We start from the raw sequence: 18,780 nt of genomic DNA, 5'->3' as shown, positions 1-18,780 counted from the left end.
GTAAACCTTAGGATCAAGAAAAACAAAGGGCGCTCAACAAGGCAAGAAATGAATAAAGCACTTAAAGAAAATATTGAAAAATTTATACATCGGGTAAGCACTTCAGGTTATGATGAATAAAAGAGAGTTTACCACCTCTTCTATTTGTTCCCTAAAAATAAAAAATCCTCGTAAATATATGATTTACAAGGATTTAAAATTATTTGACGAGCCGAACCTGACTCCCTTAGCTTCGCTCAGGATAAACTTCTAGCCCTTACCATATTTCTTAACGAAACTATATAAACCGAAAAAGCTTCAACTTTACGTTGAAGCCTTTTAGCGGTCCGGACGGGACTCGAACCCGCGACCCCCTGCGTGACAGGCAGGTATTCTAACCAACTGAACTACCGAACCGTTGCTTTAAGCGGTTGCAAATATACATCGCTTATTTAATTTCGCAAACAAATTTCATTAAAAAAATACTTTTTAATGAAAAAAAAATAGCAGGGCTAGGATTAAACCTAAAATTAGCGCTACTAATCAATGACTTACATACCTTATTCAGTTTATAATTTTTATGATCCTAATACATAAAAACTTCATTTTTCATTTTTATACATCCTGTAATCACTAAGAGTATAGGTATTAAAGGTTAAGCCTATAAGAAGTTTTTCCTTTCGCTGATGTAGGTATTCAATATGGTAGAAAAATCGCCATTAATATCAACAGGCACATATTTAATTTTATACTGTGCACATTTTAGCTTTAGTTGCTGTATATATTCGCTTATTTTTTGCTGATAGGCTTTTTGAATATTTTCGGCATACAAATCTATAGACATCCCCGTTTCAACATCTACAAAGCGCTTTGGCGTGTTTTCAAATTCAAAAGCTACCTCTTTTTGATGATCAAGTAAATGAAATAAAACTACTTCATGTTTGTTGTATTTTAAATGGCGCAGTGCCTCAAATAATTGGGCATCTTCTGTTTCGGTTTGAAACATATCGCTAAACAAGAATAATAGGCTTCTCCGTTTTAGCTTTTCTGCAATTAAATGTAAATAGGTATAGGTTTTGGTTTCTGATGCCCCTCTTACCGCATTACAAACCTCATTTAATTTGGCTAGCAACATTTGATGGTGGCGCTCACTACTTTTTTCTGAAGTATAAAATGTGTCTTTATCCGCATAAATACTTAAACCAACAGCATCTCTTTGCTTTTTTAAAATATGCATAAGGGCAGCAATCGCTAAAACACCAAAACCTATTTTGTTTAAATGGCTAATGTCTAGTTTTTTGATTTCAGGATAGTACATAGAAGACGAATTGTCTAAAATCATGTGACATCGTAAATTCGTTTCTTCTTCGTAACGCTTCGTGTACAACTTATCGGTTTTCGCAAAAAGTTTCCAGTCTATATGCTTCGTGCTTTCGCCGTTGTTATAGATTTTATGTTCCGCAAATTCTGCAGAAAAGCCATGAAACGGACTTTTGTGGATGCCACTAATAAAACCCTCAACCACTTGGCTTGCCAATAATTCTAAGTTTTGAAATAAGGTAGCTTTGTCTAATTCTGACTGTACATTCATGCCACTAAGATAATTCAAAATAAAATGTATCACATAAAACAAATACAATTCAATGGTTTTCCGAGATGAACGTGGAATTGCTGTTTCAAATCCTATAATTCAAAAGATGTGGCGTAGTCAGCGAAGTATCAGAAGAAAATACTCTCAAAAAGAATAAAAAAAACCTGAAAATCAAAAGATTAACAGGGTTTTTAGTACTCAAGGTGGGAATCGAACCCACACTCCGAAGAACTGGATTTTGAATCCAGCGTATTTACCGCCAAATTTCCATAAGTTATATTATAATCAACTGATTAGCATATATTTAATTTTATATAATATTAATTGATATCGTTTAAAATCATAATTTGTTGTACCTATGTTGTACCAAAAATGATTATCTTTATATCCTAATATTTAAGATATGTCATCAAATGCAAAAATAGTACTTCGGAAAAAGCCTAATAAAGAAGGGCATTGTCCTCTTTGTATTCGTATTACTAAAAACCGTCGCTCAAATTATCATTATATAGGTCATAATATTGATCCTAATGATTGGGATGGGAAAAATATTAGAGTTAGAAAATCACACCCTTACTCAGATAGGTTAAATGGTTTGCTTAGTACTAAACTGTCTGAGGCGAATAAGATGCTGATTGATTTGCAATCGAGCAAAAAGGATATATCGGCCAATCAAATAAAAGAGAAACTTTATGCTTCTTCGGAATCAGTTACTTTTTTCGAAGTAGCACAAGATTTTCTTGATGATTTAAAGGCAAATGAAAAGCTGTCTAGGCTTTCAACAGATAAAGCAAGAATTAATCACGTTTTAAAATTTACCACATCAAAGCAGCTTACCTTTCAAGAAATTGATGAAAATTTTTTAAAGAAATTTAAAACCTACCTCCGTAAAAAACACAACCTATCAGAAAGGTCGATAGTAAATAATCTTATTGTGATTAGAACTATCTATAACAGAGCCATTAAATTGGGTATCGTAGATAGAAAACTTTACCCATTCGGTTCAGATAAAATACGGATTAAGTTCCCTGAAACTGAAAAGATAGGTCTTACTCGAAATGAAGTCATAGAGCTAGAGTCAGTTGAAAACCTTAACAAGAATGAAACTCACGCCCGAAATCTCTGGCTTTTCAGTTTTTACTTTGCTGGCATCCGTGTAGCTGATATATTAAAAATTCGTTGGAACGACATTTTTGATAATAGACTTCACTATCGAATGAACAAGAATTCAAAACTATTATCCCTAAAAATTCCAGATAAAGTTTTTCCAATTTTGAAAGATTACATAAATGACAAGCAGAGCGATGAGGACTTTATATTTCCTGAAATGAAAAAAGCCGATTTAAAAGATGCTAAAGATGTTTATGCTAAAACAAAAACCGCCAATAAGAAATTCAATAAATATTTGGTAACAGTAGCTGATAAAGCCAAAATATCAAAAAAGGTAACTATGCATATTGCTAGACATACATTTGGGAATATATCGGAAGATAAAATCCCAATTAATATGCTCCAAAAATTATACAGACATTCATCGATTACCACTACAATAAATTATCAATCTAACTTTATGCATAGAGATGCGGATGACGCATTAGATAGTGTGGTAAATTTTTGAAGGAATAAAAAAATCAATTAGCGGATATTTTGAATATGCTAAACCTATCTGTAACAACAAAATATCCGCTCTTTATCTTTTCCAATAAAAAAATTTAGTCTTTCCTAAATAGGAATTAAATTTAAATTGGATCCGCTAATTTTTGATTGAAACATTTTACCAACATTTTATATAGGTCAGGATGTTTCTTTTTGAGTAAGTCTGGACGCTCGAAGAAATATTCTGAAGCTACTGCAAAAAATTCAGCTTGATTTGTACCTCCATATTTTCGGATATCAGAATGGTTGTCGTTTATGGCTTCCATTTCCTTATGAATTAAATTCAACCAAGGTAATGCATATTGATGTTCTAATAATCGCTCTGGAACTCCATCTGTACTATCATCCAGCTTATCAATAAGGTGCACAAATTCGTGTATGCCAGTATTGCTTTTATCGGTTGTGTTTTTAAAGCCGTGGTACAAGGCTTTTTTAGATAAAATCATTTGCTTCTCAAAACGTCCATTCCCAACTATTCCACCAATATTTCTTGAGTTATCCTTACTACTAAATTGCATATCCTCATTAAAATAATCTGGATATAAAAGGATACCGCTTAAGTTGGTGTAATGCCATTCTTTAAAACCAAAAACAGGGATTACTGCGCTTGCCGCAATTAAAATCTTGTCCAATTCTTCCAATTCAAACTGCACACCATCTATATAAACCTCACTTAAAAATAGCATCATTTTTCGCTGAAAAATTAGCTGTCTGCCTTTTGATAGATTTCTATAAAACAGCACATTATCAATTAATAATTTATCCCAATGCTCTGGAAATGGCTTTACGCTATTCCGTTTCGCTTTTCGATAAAAATGAATAGCAAACAGAAGAATCACAACCAAAATTAAAATATAAACCATATTAAACGTGAGTGTTAATCTACAGGTTCCGCTTTAAAGCCAACTTTTTGCAGGGTAGCCTTTACATCTTCTTCTGTAGCACCATCGCTTTCAATAGTCAGGATTTTATCAGGATTAGCGGTATCCACTTCCCAACTTTCTACACCTTCTTGCTTATTTAAAAATGGGGTTACTTTTGATACACAACCACCACAATTGATATTTGTTTTAAATTTTAAAGTTTTCATAGTATTTGAATTTATAATTAATATTAAAGTTTTACTCGTTTAAGTCTTAAGCTATTTAGAACTACAGATACGCTGCTGAAAGCCATTGCCATTCCTGCAATCATTGGGTCCAATAAAAATCCATTAACGGGATACAAAACGCCTGCTGCTATTGGAATACCGATGAGATTATAAATGAATGCCCAAAATAGATTCTGACGTATGCCCAACACGGTTCTTTTTGATAGTTCCAACGCTTTTGGAATGGATTGTAAATCTGATGTTATCAAGGTCATTTTTGCTACGTCCATCGCTATATCTGAACCTTTTCCCATTGCAATACTCACATTGGCTTGCGCCAAAGCCTGGGAATCATTAATACCATCGCCAACCATTGCGACAATCTTTCCATCCGCCTGCAATTTTTCAACAAAAGCTGCCTTGTCCGAAGGCATTACTTCGCCTTGGTAATTTGTTATTCCTACTTGTTTTGCGACAGCAGATGCGGTTTTATTATTATCTCCTGTGAGCATATAGACCTCGATACCTCTTTCTTGAAGCGTTGCTATAGCCCTTTTTGAAGTTTCCTTAATCTTGTCTGCAATGGCGAGTATCGCCAGCACTTGTTTTTCATTACCAAAGAATATGACCGTTTTAGCCTGCTCTTCGAGACTTTCTGCTATTTGCATTAAAGAATGGTCGATTTGAATATTTTTCTCAAGCATTAATTTATGGTTTCCAACATAGTATTGTGAACCGTTTTCTGTTTGAGCTTTTACGCCTTTTCCTGTAATACTTTCAAAAGAAGCAATTTCAGCTTGTTCAACCTTTTCATCTTTTAAATGGTTGACTATTGCTTCCGCCAAAGGATGTTCCGATTGTGCTTCTATAGCCAAAAGAATTTGCTTGTATTCATTGCTATTTTCAAGTTTATCCTTCCAAATTATATCAGTTACTAAGGGTTTTCCTTCGGTAATTGTACCCGTTTTATCAAGGATAATAGCATTCACTTTATAACCGAGTTCTAAACTTTCGGCATCCTTTATCAAAATATTATTTTCTGCGCCTTTACCAATTCCCACCATAATTGCGGTAGGTGTTGCCAAGCCCAATGCGCAAGGACAAGCGATAACCAACACGGCTACAGAGGTCAACAAGGCTTGTGAAAATGCGTTATCGCCACCAACTGACATCCAGACAATGAATGTAATGATAGAAATGACTAATACGACAGGAACAAATATTCCGGCAATCTTATCAACCAGCTTTTGAACCGGCGCCTTGCTTCCTTGAGCTTCCTGAACCATTTTAATGATTTGTGATAGTAAGGTTTCTCCACCTACTTTTTCGGCAGTAAATTGAAAGCTCCCTTTTTGGTTTACCGTGCCTGCAAATACTTTTTCATCTTTTATTTTTTCAACTGGAACAGGTTCTCCCGTAATCATACTTTCATCTACATACGAGCTTCCCTTGGAAACTTCTCCATCTACAGGAATCTTTTCTCCAGGACGTACCAAAATGGTCTGACCCACCTGTACAGATGAAATAGGGATTTCCTTTTCTTCTCCATTCTCAATTATTTTTAGGGTTTTGGGCTGAAGACCCATTAGTTTTTTGATGGCTGAAGACGTATTTGATTTTGCCTTTTCCTCCAATAATTTTCCCAAGGAAATAAAAGTTATAATTACCGTAGCCGCTTCATAATAAACGTGAGGTTCAATACCACGGCTCAACCAAAATTCTGGAAAAAAGGTATTGAATACACTAAAGATAAAAGCGATTCCTGTGCTCAAAGCTACCAAGGTATCCATATTTGCTTTACCGTGTTTGGCTTGCTTGAAAGCGTTGATGAAAAAGCTACGCCCAAACCAAAAAAGAATTGGAAAAGTTAACACCAAAGAAATCCACTTACCTGGTTCCCATTGCATAAAAAACATTCCTAATACAAAAATGGGAAGAGTAAGTATGGCCGACCAGATAGTACGGTTTTTTATGTCTTGATAATGTTTTTGCTGTAGTTCTTGTTGTACTTCTGAAGGATTCTCCGCATCAATGATAATGTCATAACCCACTTCGCGAAGTGCATTTTGAAGTTGATTAGGACTCAACTCTTTGTCGTATTCGACAAGAACAGAACTATTGGCAAAGTTTACGCTGGCATCAAATACTCCTGCTGTGTGTTTTAATACAGATTCAACACTTGATGCACACGATGCGCAGGTCATTCCTGTAACAGGAAATGATTCTTTTATACCCTGTTCGTGGTTCTTTTCTTTAGTTTCAAATACGTTAATTGTCTCCATAATCCTATTCTTACTTGTAGACTACAAATTTCAGAATTAATGGACTTTAATCTGTTATGTTTTAGGCTGAATGATTTGTAGAATTAACCGATTAAAAGAATATCGGCATTTATATATTATTACTTACTTAACTTTAATATCCTAAAAGCACCTTGAATAACTAAAATAAAGACTATTGTTCCTACAATCAAATCTGGCTTATTAGAATTCAACCAGTAAACTAAAAGTCCTGCAATAATTACACCTGTATTTATAATTACATCATTTGAGGTAAAAATCATACTTGCTTTCATATGTGCCTCGTCTTTACTTTTTGACTTTTGTAAAATGTAAAGACAAATTCCGTTTGCTATAAGTGCAAATATCGAAACGATAATCATTGTGGAAAAGTCGGGAAGTTTTTCCGCTCCGAAAAACCGTCTTAAAACTTCCAAAAATCCTATTGTAGCAAGTAGTATTTGAAAATATCCTGCAATTTTAGCTATTCTTTTCTTTTTGATTAATGTGCCGCCAATAGCGAATAAGCTAATTCCATAAACAAAACTGTCAGCTAACATATCCAAACTGTCCGCAACAAGTCCCATTGATTTTGAAATCAAGCCTGTTACCATTTCAATAACAAAGAAAGCAAAGTTGATTCCGAGAACTGTCCAAAGTAATTTTTTTTGATTTGTTTCTTCTTTGAATTCGATTTGGTCTGTTTCTTCTGTTGTCAATAATTTTCCGCCTAAATTAAGTTGTAAAATTGATTGTTCTATTTCCTCAATTTGACCTTGGTGAAAAACGGTCAGTTTTCGGTTAGCGATATCAAAGTCAAGATTTTTAATTTCTGAAATTACGTCCAATTTCATTCGGATTAGATTTTCTTCCGAAGGGCAGTCCATTTTGGTTATTTCAAATATTGTTTTTAGCACTATTTTCTTTTATAAAATTCAAATATCATCCAAAGATTTTCGGTTCTTATTCACAGATTTTTTAAACTGTGTAGGTGTCATTCCTGTAACCTTTTTAAACTGATTGCTTAAATACGCGACACTACTATAATGAAGTTTAAAAGCTATCTCACTCAAGGTTAATTCGTCATAAACTATAAGTTCTTTAATCCGTTCTATTTTTTGGTTGATGATGTACTGCTCAAACGTGATACTTTCTACCGACGAGAATAGGGAACTTAAATATTTATAATCAAGATGCAATTTTTCACTTAAATAGTCTGCCCATTTAATATTTAGTTCAACAGTTGAATGATAGATTTTATCTACAATCAAAGTTTTCATTTGTTCAATAAGTTGGCTTTTACGATTGTTGATTAAGCTGAAGCCTGAATCTTGAAGTGCTTTAGAAAAAATGTTTTTAGTTTCCTCATTTAAAGGCGTTGTTAATTCAACCTCTCCTAATTTAATTGAGCTATGAGGAATAGTTAGCTCTTTTAAAATGTTGGATACTGCCGAGATACATCTTGGACAAACCATATTTTTTATGTGGATTGTAGAACTCATTTTTTTAAAATAGTTTTAATCCTGCTTTAGAAAGTGAATAATAATATGCAATAACGGCTGCCAATATAAAAATGATTAGTATACATAGTAATCCAATAATTTTATCCTTTCTTGCAATATCACTTTTAGGCCGATGCTTATTTCTTTCACTTTTCCTTCTATTTCTTCTATTATCACTCACTATTTTTCAAATTCTTTTTTTTATTTTTCTAATGGTTTGTGATGACGTGTACCAAAGTAAAAATCCACTTAATACAGTAATTAGTCCTAAAAGTGAAAATCCCCTTAAAACGATTGTATTGAAATTATCCCTTCCTTCATAGTCCATAGTATGTGTCATCCATAAGAAGTCGAACCAACGCCAACTGCGGTGTCTTACGGTTTGGAATTTGCCGTCATTAACAGATACATACGATTTGATAGCTTCATCATTATCGTAAGAAATCACATAGGCCGGCAATAGTTTTTCGCGATACTCGTGTTTTTTATCGACTTCATTTATCCGTACCACATTATTAAACTCTAACGAGCTGTCCATAAACTGATTGGCTACATACAGAGCTTCAGTTTCTGTAATTCCTACCCTTAATTCTCCATTTGAGGCATTATAAAGTTGTTCTTGGTTTATCCAGTAATATGGTACACCATTAATGTCCCGCATTTCAATACTGTTGATTCCTTTGGCAACTTCCAGTTGAGATGGACTAATTAGGTTATTAAACGCTTTAGGCTGGTACTCTAAATTCCTGAACTGATCACCGTGTATATCATCAATATCCGTCCAACTAAAATACATCCCGCTGATAGTCCACATTAAAAATTGGACACCTAAAAAGAGGCCCAAATAACGATGTGCTTTTCTAATTTTTAATGCTGTCTTCCTTTTTACCATTTTAATTTACTTCAAATGGAAATATAACAAAGACCTTCTCCCAACTCAAACTCACTGTGCCTGATGTATCGGAAGTCTTTACTATCTTATATTCTAAATGTTCCTGAACTTCTTCGGACATTTGAGGGGTTACTTTAAATTGCCATACATCATCTTTCTCGTCATATTCATCTTTACCGTGTTGATCCCAATTGGTATTGAAAATGATTGTCCATTCTTTCTCATTAGGAATTACAAAGAATCCGTATTTGCCAGCTTTCAACTCTTTTCCTTCAATGGTTAAATCTTTATTAGTTTCTAACCAAGTTGCATTATGTGCGCCAGCTTGCCACACCTGATCGTAGGCCAACAATCCACCAAATATTATTCTATTTCGAACTCCAGGTGATGAATAGTCGATATGAATATGAGCATCACCTATCATTGCCATAGTTGAAGTATGTGGACTTAATATTTTCTTTGACGGCTTAGATGTAGTTTCAGTTTGTGATTGTTCTGGAGTTTTCTTTTTTTCTTTTTTATCTTGCTTACAAGACGTAAAAAGAAGAGCACATAACATTAGGGTAAAAAGAATTGGTAGTTTCATATGATTTTATTTTTTATTTCTTGAAGAAGAATGAGTTTTAATAATTTTCCATTTTTCATCTATTTGCTTTAGAATGGAAGTTGCTACTCCTTTCTTAGCTATAGTTCTACTTTCGCCTTTATCATTGGGCTTTAATACAATGGTATATAAATAGGTTTCAGTTGTAAAGGCATAAATGCCATCAACCTGAACATCGATTTCATAATCTGAAAAAGTGAAGCTTTTAAAGTGACCCAATTCTGGTCCTAGATGATTTTCAATGTAATGCGCATAAGAACCTTCTACACCTCCAGATTCAAATACTTTAGAATCTTCGGTAAACAACTCAAATGTTCCCTCTGTAGTTAAGTTTTGCAAAGCATCCTTGTATGATTTCATTACGGCGATAACGTCTTGCTTATCTGCTGTATCCTTGCTATTTTGTGCATTGGTAAAATTGACTGATGCAATAAGAACAGTTACTAGTGTAATTAATTTTAGTACTTTCATAATTATAGTTTTAATAAGGGTTATTTATCCACGTGTATTCTATTAATATTGGCAATACCAAAAACCAAAACAAAAAAGCTTAAAAGGACTTCTAGCATTACTATTATTTTTCCTACAACAGAAATTGGAACGATATCTCCAAAGCCAACTGAAGAAAAAGTGATTAAACTGAAATATAAAAACTCGAAAAATTGACCAATTAATGATGTGTTTCCTGTCAATGTTGTTTTGAAACTATCAACATTTGTTGCATATAAGGCGTGATAATCGAATGAGAATGACAACACTATTAAGAGAATTAAAACTCCAAAAAGTGTTAACACGTGACTAAGTTTATGGCTTTCGCCAATTATTTTAGTGAGCTGGATGAAGGTTAGACGTACAATAAAAAAAGCTTTTATAGATGCCAACACCACTATAATATATGATAGGGTTGGATGAGTAACATTAAGGGACGTCAACAAGACATAGCTCAGTGAGATAACTACAACCAAAATTGTCGTTAATAAAAGCTTCTTAAATAGCTGTTTGTAGAAGCTACTGAACTCTGATATATCAATTGTTTTTTGCATTTTTGAATATTTATTTTTTATCAAATAATTGAAGTAGCAAAGCTCCTAACACTATAATTGCAATTATTGCATAGAGTAAATAATTTAACCACTTTCTTAATCCAGTCTTTTTTGTTTTTTTATCACATCCACTTTTACAACATTCTTTCATTGTTTATCTATTAATTGTCTTTTTACATCCTTTAAACAATAATGTTACCATTACTAAAAATATAATCGATGTTAAATCGTAAGTCTTGTATTTCACTTTTGTTCTCTTTTATTTAGCTTGATTTTGTTATGATTATTTTTTTAATCCTTTATAATAACAATAGCTCCCAATTTTTGTATTGATATAACTCAATTCTTGAACGTTAGAAAATCCTGTATTACTTATAAAATGTGGCATTAATCCTTTTACATTATCAGAAGTTGTTTCAAATCCATCAAGAATTTGTACTACATAAAATAAGATTCTCATCAATTTAGATTTTGGCTCACCCCAATCCCCAACTATTAATTCTCCCTTTGGTTTAAGAACTCTATTAATTTCATTTAAACATGAAGTTTTAGTCTCTTTATCAAGCTGATGAAATACCAATGAACTGAACACTTTATCAAAAGTATTATCTGCATATGGAAAAACAGTTCCATCATATAGATCAAGCTTGATATTAATTTGCCTTTTAGTTAATTTTTCTTGAGCAATATATTTCACCTTTGGATCAATATCTAAACCTACATAATGAGTATTTATATTTCTCTCACTTGCTAAAATCAAATTCTGACCTGTACCAAATCCGAATTCAAGAATTTGCTCGTTATTACCTGGATTTAAATAATCAATCAATTTATTTCTAAATTCTTTCTCTGGCATTGTGAATTTGATAGCCTTATCATAAAAATTTGTTAGCCAATCATAGCCTAAAGCAGGTATATATTCTTTGTTATTATTTACTATCATTTTAGTTAGTTATTACTAGGTTTCTATATATAAAATTGATTAGCTTCATCAGCAAAGCACTCAACACAATAAATGCCATATCTATATACAGCATGTAATTAAACCACTTCATTAGACCTGTTTGATTTTCTTTTTTTGTCACAACCACTTTTACAATATTGTTTCATAAACTCTATTTGTTCTATACTTTAATTAAAGCAATTGAACATATTAAATAATACCTGAGAATGAGAAGGTTGCTGCTATTAACTAATATTCCTGCCAAAATGCTTACTTCTCATAATCAAGTATTTTTCACTAAACTTCTCTTTTTCAAAGTTTGTATTTGCCTGACATAGGAAGAGAGATACTCTTATTCTTAGGGATTTAATCTCTCCCCCTTGTGCAGGCTGCTATTAAACAAAGCAACATTACTATTTCAAAATTCATTGTGCCTGACTTGGGAAGGAACTAACACTAAGCATCAACATTGTTTTCCTTCCCACGACAGGACTAAAAACTATCCAGACTCCTTAATCATACAAGCTTCTGTTAACTAATAAACCAGAAAATTGGAATGATTATTAAACTATGAATATCTACTGAATAGTTTTTTGAACTTTACCACATTTAAGCATTTTACTGCCATAATATGGATTTCTTACTTCGTTACTTGCGCTTAACCAAGCACTACCCTTGTCATACATTGGGCAAAATTGCTCGTACAAGGTGTTTTTTGTCCCTGTAATAGATACCATATCTGTAATATCTTTGCTCAAAGTTTTAAAGTGCTCTCGTTGATGATCTATGGCACTTTTAACAATATGTTCAGCGTGTTCAGTGGCATCATCTATGATATCAACTAGTTCTTCTTGTTGTTCTTTAGTATAGCTACTCTTATCAAATGATTTGAGAGAGGCCACTAATTTAGTGCCTGATTGTGCAGCTTTCTTTGTGTCATCTCCAACTAAAGCATCTTTCAAAGTAAAATAATCAGCAAGAACTGCTTCTGCTTTGGCGTCTTGCATTTGGTCCATTTTCATTTTACTATGATCCATTTTCATATCTCCATGATCGTGATTCATTTTTTCCTTTTCCTGTGCATTGGTAAAAGAAACGGCTAACAATAGCATTGCTGCTATACTCATTTTTAAATTTTTCATTTTTTCTGATTTTAAATTTTTATTATAGACTATCTTTTAATTGTGTTATATAACTGATCATTTCTACTGCTTCGGCTTCTGTAAATGTTGCGTCTTTATGTATTAAAGTGTAAGATTCTAAAGGCATTTCACCACTTTCAATCTGCTTTATAATTGACCGTAGTTTACTTTTCTTTCTTCGGTTTGATAGCGAATCCCATTCGTTAAAATTGAGTTCAGCTTTTCCTTCTTCTATATGATTTTCTAAAAACCAAGTAACTGGTTGGATTTTATTGTACCATGGATATTTAGTATTATTACTGTGGCAATCATAACAAGATACTTGAAGTTTTTTTTGAATTGTTTCAGGTACTTTATTGACCAACATAAAGTCGGTTTCAGGTATAAGGTCGCTTTGATTACGTGTCGTAGGAATAAACTGAATCCCCACGAACGCTACCAATAAAACCAATGTTATAATTTTGACTATCTTCATTTAGTTAATCTCTTTTTGCACCTTACCACATTTAAGCATTTTGCTTCCGTAATAAGGGTTAAGAACCTCTTCGCTTCTACTCAACCAAGAACTACCACCATCGTACATTGGGCAAAATTGCTCATATAAAGTATTCGCAGTTCCAGTAATGGCTACCATATCTGTTAAATCTTTACTTAAAATTTTAAAATGCTCTCTTTGATGTTCCATTGGGCTTTCTGAAATATGTTCCGCATGTTCTACGGCATCTTCAATAATTTCATTTAATTCCGATTTTTGTGTATCTACGTATTTAGAAACATCTAAATTCCCTAAACTTTTTGCCAAATTCCCGCCTAATTCTTTTGCTTTTGCATTATCATCTGCTATCAAAGCATCCTTTAGATTAAAATAATCTTTTAGTACCATTTCGGCATTTCCATCTCCAATACCATTTGTTGTCATTTCCGTTTTCTCACCGTCGTGATGACCATCATTATTATCATGGTCCATTTTTGAATGATCTTCATCAGCACTCATTTCTGAATGGTGCTCATTTGAGTTATTGTTTTCTTTTTTTGCATCTTTACAAGACACCGCTGTTAAAGTCATAAATGCTAACGCAACCATGCCTAATGTTAATTTTAATTTGCTCATTTTAATTATTTTAGTGTTAATATTATTTTTGTTAAAATCTTATTGATAATCCGCCACCTGCTCCAAAACGATTATCATAACTTCCCATTAATGAAAAATTTCTTGATAGCATATATTCTGCTCCTGCACTCCATACGGTTTCTGAAGTGAAGTCTTTATTTATTGGTAAGTCATCTACGAAACCTAAATCTATTTGATATTCATAATAACCGAATACAGACAGTTTTGGGAATATCATTATGCTACGTCCCAGACCAATTCTTGGTCTTAATTTACTATCAACGCGCACATCTAAATTGAATAAGTAAGGTGTTAAATATCTTACTCCAACAACTGCTGTTGTGCTAAATTCATCTAAGCTATCACGTGTTGAATTCTCAAAATTAACACCACCAAAAATTCTCAAATAATCATGTAAATAACGTTCATACGTAAATTCTCCTTCCAGATTCTGGTTCCACCCATATTCAAAGGAGGCATTAAATTGATTTCTAATATTAGAGGTCATTAAATTAAAACCAGTAGTATGCGACGCGGCATCTACCAATCCCCAAGAATACCATTTATCTGTTTCTGCAATAATTTTTGAAGCTGGAAATTCACCCATTCTTGGATCTCTTGGTGTATCATAAGACACTACTCTTGCCATACCACCCATCATATGATATAAAATGTGGCAATGGAAAAACCAATCACCATATTCATCGCCATTATTTCCATAAAACTCGATAGTCATTTCTTGCATTGGTGGCACATTTACCGTGTGCTTTAATGGCGAGTATTCTCCATTTGCATTAAGTACTCTAAAGAAATGCCCGTGCAAGTGCATTGGGTGGTGCATCATCGTCAGGTTATTGAAGGTAATGCGTGTTACTTCTTTATTATTTATTTTGATGTTATCAGCCTCAGACAATGGTACACCATTCATACTCCAGATGTAACGATTCATATTACCAGTAAGGTTTAGTAATATTTCCTTAACGGGAACATTCTTATCATAGGTCGTTTTGTTGGGCGACTTCAAATAATCATAATTGTATTCGGCAAATAGATCCATTCCTTCCATCTTCATTCCTGGCATAGAATCCTCTTTTTTCATATCCATTCCAGACATTGTTTCGTCTTTCTTCATATCCATTCCCGACATATTAGAATGGTCCATCTTGCCCATTGCTGTAGTATCTTTTGGTTTCTGCATAGCCATTCCTACCATATTGGAATGATCCATCTTCATACCCTCCATTTTAGATTGATCCATTGACATAGAATCTTTAGGCATTTTCGTTCCAGACATTTTCTTGTCTTTTTTCATATCCAATCCTGCCATATTAGAATGGTCCATCTTGCCCATTGCTGTAGTATCTTCTGGCTTATTCATATCCATTCCAGACATCTTTGAATGATCCATCTTCATACCTTCCATTTTACCCATTCCCAAAGAATCCTTTAGCTTACTCATATCCATTTCAGGCATTTTAGATTGGTTCATCTTCATTTCTTCATCCATTTTCATACCTTCCATTTTACCCATCTGCATACCATATTCTTCTTTCATCTCAAAACGTTCATCCTTTTTTGGGCGATACTTTAAAGCGGGGGCTCCCATTTTCATATTCATCTTTGCCATTTTCTGCATCATTCCTATCTTATCTGGCCTCTCAACAATCTCGGCTGGCAGCACTTCGCCTTTTCCAAGAAAAGCTGATGCAGTACCAGAACCATCCTGCGCAGTAATTCTAAATTCCATCTTACCTTCTTGTGGTACCGTGACAATAAAGTCATACGTTTCGGCTACACCTATAAATGTTTTATTTCTTTCTAAAGGAACAACATCTAATCCATCTGAAGAAACCAATACAGGTGTTTCCCCACCAAACGTCATCCAAAAGGACGTTGAGGCGGCACCATCTATAATTCGCAATCGTACCTTTTCACCAGCTTTAAATTCTGGATACTCAATACCTTCTTCGCCATTTATTAAAAATGCAGGATAGTATACATCTGCTATATCTGCACCTTCCATACGTTGTCGCCAGAAATTAAGCTGTGCGCCAAATGCTCCACGTGCAATTACTTGGTTTAAAGGTGTTGCCGTTCCTTTTCGTATGCCATACCATTCATTACCTCGTTTTAGATTACGAAGAACATTCATTGGCTTTTCGTTTGTCCAATCAGATAACATCAATACCAATTCCTTGTCATATTCCAACGTTTTTTCTTTGGGTTTTATCACAATTGAACCGTATACACCACTTTGTTCTTGTAACATCGTATGCGAATGATACCAATAAGTTCCAGATTGTTTGATAGGGAACTCGTATTTCTGTGTATGCCCAGGTTCGATAGGTGGAGTATTTAAATACGGGACGCCATCATAGAAATTAGGCAATAACAAACCGTGCCAATGCACCGATGTTTCTTCGCTCATTTCGTTTTTTACATAAATAACCGCGTATTCTCCTTCAGTAAATTCTAAGGTAGGACCAGGAATTGTTCCGTTAACGGTCATTCCCATAACCTCTTTCCCTGCTTTGTTTACGGTAGCCTCACGTAAGGTAATCGTGTGTTCTCGTACTGGAAGATTATTTAGATTTCCTTCAGTTACTTGCACTTCCTGAGCAAAAACGCCAGTAGTTAATGCAAGTAGGAATAGTATTATTAGTTTTGTTTTCATTTTCATTTTTTTTAAAATCCACCTTTTTCAGGTAGTATCTTTAATGAGATTTTTTAAACTTACTGTAATTTTCTTCAGACTCAAAATAGGCTACTTCGCCTTCTTTTTTCATTAAAACAATATAAGCTTCCGTTTTATCAATTGGTTTGAAACTAAAAGGGTCTATACCTGTTCTGGCAACAGCATCACTATTTAATTTCCCAACACACATTTGGCAACAACCATAATAGGTCTTACCATTTACAGGTACTGGTATTTGAGGTTTTCCCATATAGGCATTGTTTACCATACAAACTAAATCGTTTGGCACTTTGGCACCTACTTGGTACTCTTGTTGTGTTTCTTGAATTGTCTCCTTTTGTGGTGTAACTACAGCTGTTTCTTTTTCTTTATTCTGTTTCGTTTTTGAATTACAAGCTGTTAAGCTAAAGGTTACTAATAATAGTAATACGAATGGTTTTGCTAATTTTTTCATTTTTGTATTTATTTTATTTCTTTAGTAACCTCTCCACAAGTAAGCATTGCCTGCCCATAGTATGGGTTTTTTATTTCTTTGGAGGTGCTCAACCAATCCGCGCCCTTGTTATTATTAGCCATCGGGCAGTGCAGAACATATAGGGTTTCATTATTTGGGTTAAATGAGGATTCCAAACCAAGCATAGTATTTGAAACCTGTTGAAATGCTTTTCGAATCTCTTCCAGTGTTTTGAAATGCTGAACATGTTGAAGCGTATTCTTTAAATCACTGCTCAACCCCATCCAAACACTATGCGATTCCCCGGTAAACAAGGACATATTTATACCCTCCATGGATTTGAGAATATTCGTTCCCGCCTGTTTTGCTTCATCCAAATTATCATTGGTTAAAGCGTCTTTCATTATTAGATATTCGGTTAGAAGGGGTTTTAGCACATCTTTTGCCTTTTGATTCACGGAGACCTTTTTAGAAATCGGTTTTTTCTGTGGTTCATCTGAGGTAGGCATTGCCCCGCCACCATGATTATGCCCTGTCATAGCTGGCCCTCCTTCTGGATTCATCATACTGGGTTTTCCTGCCAGTTGTGCTGCGGCATCGATACTAAAGGTTCCATTAACAGCTATTTCCTCTCCATCTTGCAGACCTTCATTTACTACAAATCCATTTCCTAAAGATGGTCCTAAAGTAACGTCACGCATCACAAAATTTACTCCTTTGGAAGAGGTGTTTTTAATATAAACAACAGAACGTTTACCTGTCCACATCACAGCGGTTTTTGGAATAACAATAACGTTTGATTTGACAGGTAATTTTGCATCAACAATTCCGGAAACGAACATTTCAGGTTTAAATTTTAAACTTTTATTGTTTATCTCAATTCTTGCCTTTGATACTCTTGACATAGGGTCAATAACGGGATCTATATAAGAAATTTTACCCCTAAATGTTTCTCCTGGTAACGAGGGGATAGTGAAACTTACTTCATCTCCTTTTTTTACCCATGCCATATCCGATTCGTAAACATCAAATAATACCCAAACACTACTGAGATTTGCAATTTGATATATGGCTTTACCCTTATTAACATAATCACCTAGATTCACCATCTTTTCGGTTACATAACCAGAGACATCCGAATAAATAGGTAATTCCTCTTTAACGACTCCTGATTCAAGGATTAGTGTTATCTGTTTATCAGAAAGTTTCCAGTTCTTTAATTTTTCCTTTGCTGCATTAAACAATTGAGGCTGTGTTTCGACAATTTTTCTGGCCTCGAAAAGCTCTTCTTGAGCATTAACCAAATCTGGGGAATAAATGGAGGCAATAACTTGTCCTTTGTTCACGTATTCACCAGTAAAATTCACCATTAACCTTTCTATACGTCCAGGTATATGGGATGACTGAGAATAGACAGACCGCTCATCTGCCTGAACTTTACCGTTCAACCTGAGAGACTTGATTGGTTTTATTTTACTCACTATTTCTGTTGAGATATTTGCAATCTGCATTGCAGTTTGTGACATGCTAATTGCCATAGGATCCAATTCTAAATTGTTATCTTCCTCTAATGGAATTAAATCCATTCCACAGATTGGACAAGCGCCTGGCTCATTCTTTCTAATTTGTGGATGCATGGAACAAGTCCAAATGGTTTCACTGACATTTTCACTATCATGTTGGTGTTCATCAGCTTTTTTATTCTCTGAACCCCCAAACAATAGCGACCCGAAAAACAAGCCTAAAATCAAGGTGGAAAAGGCTATTTTTATTATTTTTTTAGTTTCTGTTTTCATACT

At 34.0% G+C, this 18,780-nt stretch carries 18 protein-coding genes and 1 tRNA gene; 1 reads left to right on the top strand and 18 read right to left on the bottom strand.

Translation table 11 applies throughout. The features are described 5' to 3' along the window. Nucleotides 1-322 precede the first annotated feature (322 nt). Together GQ45_RS12975 and GQ45_RS12970 are read right to left on the bottom strand one after the other, a co-directional pair. A tRNA-Asp gene (locus GQ45_RS12975) sits at nt 323-396 on the bottom strand. 244 nt (nt 397-640) lie between these two features. Next, a complete protein-coding gene (locus tag GQ45_RS12970; RefSeq protein WP_047418652.1) occupies nt 641-1,570 on the bottom strand; it encodes a DUF58 domain-containing protein in 930 nt (309 codons plus the stop codon). Nucleotides 1,571-1,973: 403 nt separating this feature from the next. Here GQ45_RS12970 and GQ45_RS12965 point away from each other — a divergent pair, with 403 nt between their 5' ends. Next, the gene (locus GQ45_RS12965) at nt 1,974-3,188 is read left to right on the top strand and encodes a site-specific integrase (protein ID WP_047418650.1); all 1,215 of its coding nucleotides are present in this window, start codon (nt 1,974-1,976) and stop codon (nt 3,186-3,188) included. A gap of 121 nt (nt 3,189-3,309) precedes the next feature. Here the strand turns inward: GQ45_RS12965 and GQ45_RS12960 are convergent, their stop codons facing one another. The 16 genes from GQ45_RS12960 to GQ45_RS12885 form a co-directional block, all read right to left on the bottom strand. Further along, entirely contained in the window at nt 3,310-4,089 is a 780-nt protein-coding gene (locus tag GQ45_RS12960; protein WP_047418649.1) for a zinc-dependent peptidase, read from the bottom strand. Nucleotides 4,090-4,103: 14 nt separating this feature from the next. After that, a complete protein-coding gene (locus tag GQ45_RS12955) occupies nt 4,104-4,316 on the bottom strand; it encodes a heavy-metal-associated domain-containing protein (RefSeq protein ID WP_047418647.1) in 213 nt (70 codons plus the stop codon). 23 nt (nt 4,317-4,339) lie between these two features. After that, a complete protein-coding gene (locus tag GQ45_RS12950) occupies nt 4,340-6,598 on the bottom strand; it encodes a cation-translocating P-type ATPase (protein ID WP_047418645.1) in 2,259 nt (752 codons plus the stop codon). 119 nt (nt 6,599-6,717) lie between these two features. Then, entirely contained in the window at nt 6,718-7,512 is a 795-nt protein-coding gene (locus GQ45_RS12945) for a cation transporter (RefSeq protein WP_197056957.1), read from the bottom strand. Nucleotides 7,513-7,530: 18 nt separating this feature from the next. Beyond that, the gene (locus GQ45_RS12940) at nt 7,531-8,097 is read right to left on the bottom strand and encodes an AraC family transcriptional regulator (protein WP_047418642.1); all 567 of its coding nucleotides are present in this window, start codon (nt 8,095-8,097) and stop codon (nt 7,531-7,533) included. A 187-nt stretch (nt 8,098-8,284) separates the two neighbouring features. Beyond that, on the bottom strand, nt 8,285-8,989 hold the full coding sequence (locus tag GQ45_RS12935) for a PepSY domain-containing protein (RefSeq protein ID WP_047418640.1): 705 nt from the start codon (nt 8,987-8,989) through the stop codon (nt 8,285-8,287). Nucleotide 8,990: 1 nt separating this feature from the next. Continuing rightward, on the bottom strand, nt 8,991-9,548 hold the full coding sequence (locus tag GQ45_RS12930; protein WP_255352062.1) for a DUF2911 domain-containing protein: 558 nt from the start codon (nt 9,546-9,548) through the stop codon (nt 8,991-8,993). A gap of 33 nt (nt 9,549-9,581) precedes the next feature. Continuing rightward, nucleotides 9,582-10,064 carry a nuclear transport factor 2 family protein gene (locus tag GQ45_RS12925; protein WP_047418636.1) on the bottom strand — a complete coding sequence of 161 codons (483 nt, stop codon included), beginning with the start codon at nt 10,062-10,064 and terminating at the stop codon, nt 9,582-9,584. A gap of 20 nt (nt 10,065-10,084) precedes the next feature. Continuing rightward, nucleotides 10,085-10,636, bottom strand: a complete 552-nt coding sequence (locus GQ45_RS12920; RefSeq protein WP_052188381.1) for a potassium channel family protein — start codon at nt 10,634-10,636, stop codon at nt 10,085-10,087. A 283-nt stretch (nt 10,637-10,919) separates the two neighbouring features. Then, complete coding sequence (locus tag GQ45_RS12915) at nt 10,920-11,579, bottom strand: class I SAM-dependent methyltransferase (protein WP_047418634.1); 660 nt, start codon at nt 11,577-11,579, stop codon at nt 10,920-10,922. Nucleotides 11,580-12,157: 578 nt separating this feature from the next. Next, a complete protein-coding gene (locus tag GQ45_RS12910; RefSeq protein WP_047418632.1) occupies nt 12,158-12,721 on the bottom strand; it encodes a DUF3347 domain-containing protein in 564 nt (187 codons plus the stop codon). A gap of 22 nt (nt 12,722-12,743) precedes the next feature. Beyond that, complete coding sequence (locus GQ45_RS12905; RefSeq protein WP_047418631.1) at nt 12,744-13,196, bottom strand: heme-binding domain-containing protein; 453 nt, start codon at nt 13,194-13,196, stop codon at nt 12,744-12,746. Continuing rightward, nucleotides 13,197-13,832, bottom strand: coding sequence for a DUF3347 domain-containing protein (locus tag GQ45_RS12900; protein ID WP_047418629.1), 636 nt, complete (start codon nt 13,830-13,832; stop codon nt 13,197-13,199). It abuts the gene before it with no gap. A 31-nt stretch (nt 13,833-13,863) separates the two neighbouring features. Continuing rightward, entirely contained in the window at nt 13,864-16,506 is a 2,643-nt protein-coding gene (locus GQ45_RS12895) for a multicopper oxidase domain-containing protein (protein ID WP_047420392.1), read from the bottom strand. A 40-nt stretch (nt 16,507-16,546) separates the two neighbouring features. Further along, nucleotides 16,547-16,981 carry a hypothetical protein gene (locus tag GQ45_RS18140; RefSeq protein WP_047418628.1) on the bottom strand — a complete coding sequence of 145 codons (435 nt, stop codon included), beginning with the start codon at nt 16,979-16,981 and terminating at the stop codon, nt 16,547-16,549. Nucleotides 16,982-16,989: 8 nt separating this feature from the next. Then, complete coding sequence (locus tag GQ45_RS12885; protein WP_047418626.1) at nt 16,990-18,777, bottom strand: efflux RND transporter periplasmic adaptor subunit; 1,788 nt, start codon at nt 18,775-18,777, stop codon at nt 16,990-16,992. Between the last annotated feature and the right edge of the window lie 3 nt (nt 18,778-18,780).

The organism is Cellulophaga sp. Hel_I_12, from assembly GCF_000799565.1.
Lineage (GTDB): Bacteria > Bacteroidota > Bacteroidia > Flavobacteriales > Flavobacteriaceae > Cellulophaga.
The sequence above is the reverse complement of the archived record's forward strand: the minus strand, read 5'-3'. Positions and strand labels throughout refer to the sequence as shown.